The 7,265-nt window shown below is 65.1% G+C and carries 6 protein-coding genes; 5 read left to right on the top strand and 1 reads right to left on the bottom strand.

Annotated elements, in window-relative coordinates; genetic code table 11:
* Window positions 1–409 (bottom strand): serine hydrolase domain-containing protein (locus IFT55_RS17025; protein WP_249403915.1); only part of this gene is annotated, 409 nt, incomplete at its 3' end.
* A 263-nt stretch (window positions 410–672) separates the two neighbouring features.
* On the opposite strand from IFT55_RS17025, the gene IFT55_RS17030 reads away from it, so the two are divergent.
* The 5 genes from IFT55_RS17030 to IFT55_RS17050 all read left to right on the top strand — a co-directional run.
* Window positions 673–1,359: an ATP-binding cassette domain-containing protein gene (locus IFT55_RS17030; protein ID WP_192093550.1), complete on the top strand. Its 687-nt coding sequence runs from the start codon at window positions 673–675 to the stop codon at window positions 1,357–1,359.
* Window positions 1,349–3,877, top strand: coding sequence for an FtsX-like permease family protein (locus IFT55_RS17035; RefSeq protein ID WP_192093551.1), 2,529 nt, complete (start codon window positions 1,349–1,351; stop codon window positions 3,875–3,877). Before IFT55_RS17030 ends, IFT55_RS17035 begins: the two co-directional genes overlap by 11 nt.
* Window positions 3,877–4,938 (top strand): lipocalin-like domain-containing protein, encoded by a 1,062-nt coding sequence (locus IFT55_RS17040; protein WP_192093552.1) that lies wholly within the window; start codon window positions 3,877–3,879, stop codon window positions 4,936–4,938. The genes IFT55_RS17035 and IFT55_RS17040 overlap by 1 nt, the downstream gene beginning before the upstream one ends.
* 1 nt (window position 4,939) lies before the next feature.
* Window positions 4,940–5,566: a methyltransferase domain-containing protein gene (locus IFT55_RS17045; RefSeq protein ID WP_192093553.1), complete on the top strand. Its 627-nt coding sequence runs from the start codon at window positions 4,940–4,942 to the stop codon at window positions 5,564–5,566.
* Between the two features lie 811 nt (window positions 5,567–6,377).
* On the top strand, window positions 6,378–7,265 hold an 888-nt coding region (locus IFT55_RS17050; protein WP_192093554.1), incomplete at its 3' end, for a hypothetical protein.

The raw sequence follows: 7,265 nt of genomic DNA on the forward strand, positions 1-7,265 counted from the left end.
CGCTAGAGTGGGATAGCAGGTGGCGAGGCGTAATTGATCGCGTCGCGGCATCGGCGGTGAAGGCGACATCCTCGGCCACTGGTTGGTCGAGGTCGATCAGGCCCTCCCGCACCATGTCATGAATTGCGACCGCCAGAACTACCTTGGACAGCGATGCGGCTTCGAACAAAGTATTAGGTGTCGCGGGCTCGGCATTGGCCTTCGCATAGCCGATCGCACCGGATGAAATTGCGCCGGAGCCGTCCAGCATTGCCCAGCTCGCGCCCGGGACGGACGCCAAGTCCATCCAGGTTGACAGGTTGGCAAGGGCGCCGGGCGTCGTCGCGGTTGCTGCACCTGCCGCCGCGGCTATGGCGAGCGTTCCAAGACACGGGGCAGTGAGCATCGTCCGCCTGGACACCAAATCCATTATCAATTCCTGTCAGCGACCTGCTTACGGACATACAGGTTCGACGCGACTAGGCTAGCCGAGACCACCACCACGGAAGACCCCCAACCGATCCGCGAGAGCGACGACCCATAAGGCGACATTCGCCAGCGATTGACACTTCCTCCAACGCCGCCGTTTGTTCATGCCATTCCAGCGGTCGTCGAGCCGTGTTGGGTTGAACCATGTTGCTACTGTTTGGCTACGACGTTGCAGCGACACGGTAGCTGCCCCACCTGTGATCCGTGAGCAGCCAGTCGACCCTCCTCAACGTCCACGCGCTTGGCAAGCTGGTGCCGGGGCCGCGGCGTTTGTTCCGGACGCTCGACCTCCACGTCGGTCCGGGCGAACTAGTTGCGATCATTGGCGAGTCGGGAGTCGGCAAATCGACACTCCTCAACATCCTCGCTGGGCTAGACGATGCCGACGAGGGCAGCGTCGCGATCGATGGCACGGTGCTGGGCACGCTCGACGAAACCGCGCGGACGCGGCTGCGGCGCGAAAGGATCGGCTTCGTCTTCCAGGCCTTCCATATCCTTCCCTACCTCACACTTCTTCAGAACGTTGCACTGCCGCTTGCGCTGATATCGCCGGACGCGGGAGCCGCAAAGGCGCGCGCCGGCGCGATGCTGGCGGCAGTGGGGCTCAGCGATCGCGGTGACGGCTATGCGCGCGACCTGTCGGGCGGCGAGCTTCAGCGCGTCGCGATCGCCCGCGCGCTGGTCCATCGCCCCGCCCTGATCTTAGCGGATGAGCCGACCGGCAATCTCGATCCCGACACTGCTGCGCGCGTCTTGGCAGTGTTTGCTGCCGCCGTGCGTGACAATGTCGCGGCAGGGGTGATGGTGACGCATTCCGACGCGACCGCAGCGGTCGCCGACCGGGTGCTAACGCTGGGTGCGGACGGGCTGACGGAACGACGTGCCCGCTGAACCCGGTCTGTTGTCGGCGCGGCTCGCGCTTGGCTGGCTGATCGGTGGTGAGTGGCGGTTCCACCCTGCCCGCTTCGTCACCACCGCAGTTGCGATCGCGGTCGGCGTCGCACTGGGATTTGCCGTCCACCTCGTCAACGGATCGGCACTCGCCTCGTTCGACGGCGCGGTGCGCGGCGTGAACGGCGCGGCTGAGTTGTCGGTTGGCGCGACGAGCACGCTCGGGACCGATGAAGAGCTCTATCCGCGTGTGGCGCGTGCCGCCGGCGTCGCCGATGCCAGCCCGGTGGTGCGGCTGGACGCCCGGATCGGCAAGGCGCGGCTGACATTGCTGGGGCTCGATGTTATCCGCGCAGGCGCGGTGACGCCCTCGCTGACCGGGTTGCCACCACGCGGCCCCGATGCTGGCAGCGATGTCGTGTTCGACGAGACGTCGCTGTTCCTGTCGCGTGCTGCGTTTGTCCAGATGCGCGTAGCGGTAGGCGCGCGGGTGGACGTCACCGCCAACGGCCGTACGGTGCCGCTCCGAATTGCCGGTACGCTGCCCGCCGCGGACGCAGAGGCAGACATTGGAGTGATGGACATAGCTGCCGCACAGTGGCGGTTCGGCCGGCTTGGCAAGATCGATCGGATCGACCTGGCCTTGTCGGATCGCCAGATTGCCGAGGCGTCGCTAGCCAAACTGCTTCCCGACGACGCCATCCTGTCGACGGCGGAGGCCCGCGGTGCGCAGGGGTCAGCACTGTCGCACGCCTACCGCGTCAACCTGGACATGCTAGCGCTCGTCGCGCTGCTGACGGGCGGCTTTCTGGTCTATTCGGCTCAGTCGCTGTCGGTTGCGCGGCGGCAGCGCGCGTTCGCGCTGCTGCGCACGCTGGGAATGCCGCGGGGCGGCGTCGTTGCCGCGGTGGTGGTTGAGGGGCTGGTGATTGGGATCGTCGGTGCGGTTGCCGGGCTCGCGATAGGCTATGGCCTCGCCCGGGCGGCATTGCACTGGTTCGGCGGTGATCTGGGCGCAGGCTATTTCGACGGCGGTACATCGCGCGTCGTGTTCCAACCGATGGCGGCGGCTGGGTTCTTCGCACTCGGCCTGCTCGCCGCCGTCCTCGGCAGCGCGATCCCCGCGCGCTCCGCTGCGCGCGCCAAGCCTGCTGCGGCGCTAAAAAATGCGGGCGATGTGCTCGATCCGCGCCGCTCGGTTCCATGGTGGCCTGCGGTGGTACTGCTGATGGTCGGCGGAGGTGCGGCGCTGCTGCCCGCGGTCGGTGGCATTCCGCTATTCGGTTTTGCCGGCATGGCGCTGATGCTGGCAGGCGGCGTCGCTGGCGTGCCGTGGTTCGCTCGGACGTTGCTCGGCCCGCTCGCCCGGCGGACGCGCGGCAGCATACCTGTGCTGTTGGCCGTCCGCCACCTCCATGGTGCCCCGGGCCAGGCTGCGACCGCGCTCTGCGGTATCGTTGCCTCCACCGCGCTGATGATCGCGATGGCGACGATGGTGACCAGCTTCCGCGGCGCCGTTGACACCTGGCTGGGGCAGGTTCTCAGTGCCGACCTTTACCTGCGCACGACTACCGGCGCGAGCTTCGATCCAGCGACCCGTGCCCGCCTGGCGACGACACCCGGCGTTGAGCGACTGGCGTTCAGTCGTCAGTTGCCGCTGACCGTCGCTGCAGACCGCCCGCCAATCAGCCTGATCGCGCGGCCCGAGCGCGACGGGCGCGATCCGCTGCTCGTCTTGATCGACCGCGCGCCCCCACTACCGGCAGACGCACTTCCGGTGTGGGTGTCGGAACCTGCGCAACGACTCTACGGCTGGGACCCCGGTGAGACGATCGCGCTACCTATCGCCGGCCGCACACGCTTCACGGTCGCAGGCGTCTGGCGCGACTATGGCCGGCAGGGGGGTGCGGTGTTGATCGACGAGGCGGACTATGAGCGGCTGACGGGCGACACCGGGCGTGACGAGGCATCGGCGATGCTCACGCGCGGCAGCGATGCGGTCGCGGTAAGTGAGGCGATGACCGCACGCCTGCCGGAGACCCTGCGTGGTCAGGTCGAGGTCACGCAGCCTGCGACCCTTCGCCGCTTCGCACTGACGCTGTTCGATCGCAGCTTCGCAGTCACCTATCTGCTAGAGGCGGTAGCGATCCTGGTCGGGTTGGCGGGGGTCGCCGCGACCATGTCGGCGCAGACAATCGCGCGCGAACGCGAGTTCGGGATGCTGCGCCATCTCGGCCTGACGCGCGGCCAGCTTGGCCAGATGCTAGCGACCGAGGGAGCGATGGTCGGCCTGACCGGAGCGCTCGCTGGGGTTGGATTGGGCTTGCTGCTAGCGCAGGTGCTGATCCACGTCATCAACCCACAATCGTTCAACTGGACGATGACAACGCAGGTGCCGATAGGCACGCTGCTTGGTGTTGCGGCCGCACTGACCGGGGCGGCGGCGGCCACGGCGGTGCTGGCAGGTCGCCGCGCCACTGCGCGGGATGCGGTGCAGTCGGTGCGGGAGGATTGGTGATGCGCGTGCTACTCTTCGCTTGGCTTGCCGCTGTCACGGTCGCCGCCCCCGCTGCGGTCCCCTACCCTGTCGTCCGCCCCGGGATCGTGCTGCGCTTTCCTGGCGACCACGGAGCTCATCCCGAATTTCGGACCGAATGGTGGTACGTCACGGGCTGGCTACGCACTGATGCCGGCGAAGATCTGGGCTTTCAGGTGACCTTCTTCCGCACGCGACCACCCGTCGGTGACAGCAACCCCAGCCGTTTCGCTGCGCGGCAGGTGCTGTTTGCTCACGCTGCGCTGTCCGACCCAGCCACCGGCCGCTTGCTCCACGGCGAGCGCGCCGGGCGGCAGGGCTTCGGGCTTGCAGGCGCGCGCACCAGCGACGCCGATGTTGCGATCCGCGACTGGAGGCTGCGCCGTGCCGCCGATGGTCGCTGGGCGACGCGGGTCGAGGCGAAGGACTTCGCGCTCGCTCTCAACTTCCAGCCGACCCAGGCGCCGTTGCCGCAGGGATTGGGCGGCTACAGCCGCAAGGGACCGCGTCCGGAGCAGGCAAGCTACTATTATTCGGTCCCGCACCTGCGCGTTGCCGGGCGTGTGCGGCGCGGCGACCGCATCGTCGCGGTGACGGGCGAGGCGTGGCTCGATCGCGAATGGTCGTCGGACTATCTTGCCCCGGCGGCGCAGGGGTGGGACTGGACCGGCCTCAACTTCGACGACGGCTCTGCCCTCATGGCATTCCGCATCCGGCGCAAGGGCGGAGGCACACTGTGGGCGGGCGGTGCCCTCCGTAGGCCGGACGGCACCACCACCGCGCTGGGGCCGCGGGACGTGGCGTTCCGACCGCTCGCGACGTGGCGAAGCGGCGCGACTGGCGCCGTATATCCGGTGTCGCAGGAGGTAAGCATCCGGATCAATGGTCGCGTTGCGCGCTGGCGGCTGACCCCGATGTTCGCCGCGCAAGAACTCGACGCACGCCGTGGCGGGCTACCTGTTTATTGGGAGGGCGCCGTGCGGACGCGGGGCGGGCGCGGCTATCTCGAACTGACCGGCTATGACCAAGCGCTTAGGATGTGACATGACCCAGGATTCCTTGCCCGAGTTGCCCGCTGGTGCTTTCGCGCGGCAGGACGAGGGCGACGACCTTGCCTTCTACGCCCCGCCCCGTCTCGTCACACATATCGACGAGACAGCGGTAGTGGCGTTGTCAGCCCGCTACGGTACCCTCCTGCCATCAGGCGGCCGCATCCTCGACCTCATGTCAAGTTGGGTCAGTCACCTGCCCACCGATCGCACCTATGCCGAAGTCGTCTGTCACGGCATGAACACGCGCGAACTTGCCGCCAACCGCCAGGCAGACCGCTGGTTCGTCCAGGACCTCAACCACGATCCTGTTCTACCGCTGGACGACAGCGTATTCGATGCGGCGCTGTGCTGCGTCGGTGTCCAGTATCTGCAGCGGCCGGTTGAAGTCTTTGCCGAGGTCCATCGCGTGCTTCGTCCTGATGCACCCTTCATCATCAGCTTCTCCAATCGCTGCTTTCCGACCAAGGCTGTGGCGATCTGGCGCGCACTTGATGCAGCGGGGCACGCCGCACTCATCGAAATGTACCTCACACGTGCGGGTTTCCGGGCCAGCACAGTTGAGACACTTGCGGATGGACGACGAAGCGATCCGCTCACTATCGTGATAGGCCACGCCTGATGTTACAATTTGATCCTGACGTCACTCTGCTATGACCCACCTGCAGACGTTCAGGGCCTGTTTGTCGCTGCTCGGAACCTGCCGTTCATTCACCTCGGTTGCATGGCTCAGTTCAACTTGGCTTTGGTCTGAAGAACAGAACTCGCCAACCTGACCAGATTACAACCCGGCTCGATCAATCATAGAGGCGACCTCATTAGGCAGTGCAAACTCCAGCTTGGGCAGGAACCGGTTATACGCACGAACAGTCGCCAACGTACGCTCCTCGGTTTCATGCGAACGCTTGGATGGCGAACGATTGCAAATCTCGGCGAGCGTGGCAAAACCCGATGTGCGGTTGTCCTACGCCGTGGCCGGCGGGCTAGTTTTGCATTCCCTTGCAGCTCGCCGGCCGATCGGTCCCGAAGCGCCAAGCAGCGGCAGCGCTTATTCGTAATGCCCGAAATGTTCGCTTGATTAGCGCAGGTTTCAACAAGCGGTTCGCGGTAGACTGACGGCACCCAACCATGGTCCTGAAAGCTATCTGTCGAGGCAACGATCGACGACTGCCAAGAACGATCCATCTAAAATATTAGACTGGTCGCGCATGTAACACGGTTCGCCGCGAATGACTCGACGGCTGGAATTAACCATGTTGAGCGAATTTAGAGGAGGCCACCTGGCGACATCTCTAACCGTTAGACCTCATCTGCTTACCAAAGATACGAGCATGCCCAACCTTACCGATCGAAGGTCGGCGAGTTGCTGCCAACTGCCAAAAGGTAACCGCAGCAAGCGCCTGGCCTGCTAATTTGAATTTGCTGGAGAAAACATGGCAATCACTAGCGGCGCAGCAAATGGCGAAGTCTTTCTGCAGGCGAAGTATCTCAGCATTGGGATCAACGTCGACGGAACTTTGGGAACGATGTACAACGCTACAAACGGCATCAAGACCGACATTGATACCGGCCTTCGCCGTGTCGGTTTGTTTGCCGACTTCGACGGCTTTGGTCAGGGCAAGGAAACGACCCTGAACGACGTGCTGTTGCAGGGGCGCGCGATCGAAGGCTTCAACGTCGGATACAAGCTGGGAGCGACCACCGTCGTGCGCAGCAACCAGACGCTGACCGGCTATTCGCAGATCAAGGGCTCGCTGAGCAATGCCAGCACGTCCGAAGCCGCCGCAGCCAACTGGAGCGGCGCGACCGCCGACAAGCTGGGCATCGCACAGAAGATCACGCTGGCCGACGATGCGAAGTACATCCGCATCGACGTCACGCTGACCAACAATTCGTCGGCGACGATGAACGACGTGCGGTACATGCGGACCGCCGATCCCGACCAGTCGGACAAGTTCGTCACCGCGAACAAGATCGAACGTCAGGGCGACAACGGCGCGCTGGTGACGGCGCAGGTCGCACCGTCGACCCCGTTCTTCCTCTACACGCCGGATCAGCGCGCGGTCGCATCCTTCTACGGCTTCGTGAACACCGATCCCTATGCCGCTGCCGCCTATGCGACCGAACAGGCGGTCGGATACGCCAAGACCGTCGACCAGACGCTGAACCTGACCTTCGGCCTCGGCGCGCTGAAGCCCGGTGAATCGACCAAGATCACCATGTATCTGGGCGTGACCGACAATCTTGCCGCCACGCTGTCGCAGATCGACTCGGGTGTCATCACCGCACCGCGTCCGCCGGTGCCGGTGAACCTCGCGCCG

The organism is Sphingomonas sp. CFBP 13720 (assembly GCF_014842075.1).
Taxonomy (GTDB): domain Bacteria; phylum Pseudomonadota; class Alphaproteobacteria; order Sphingomonadales; family Sphingomonadaceae; genus Sphingomonas.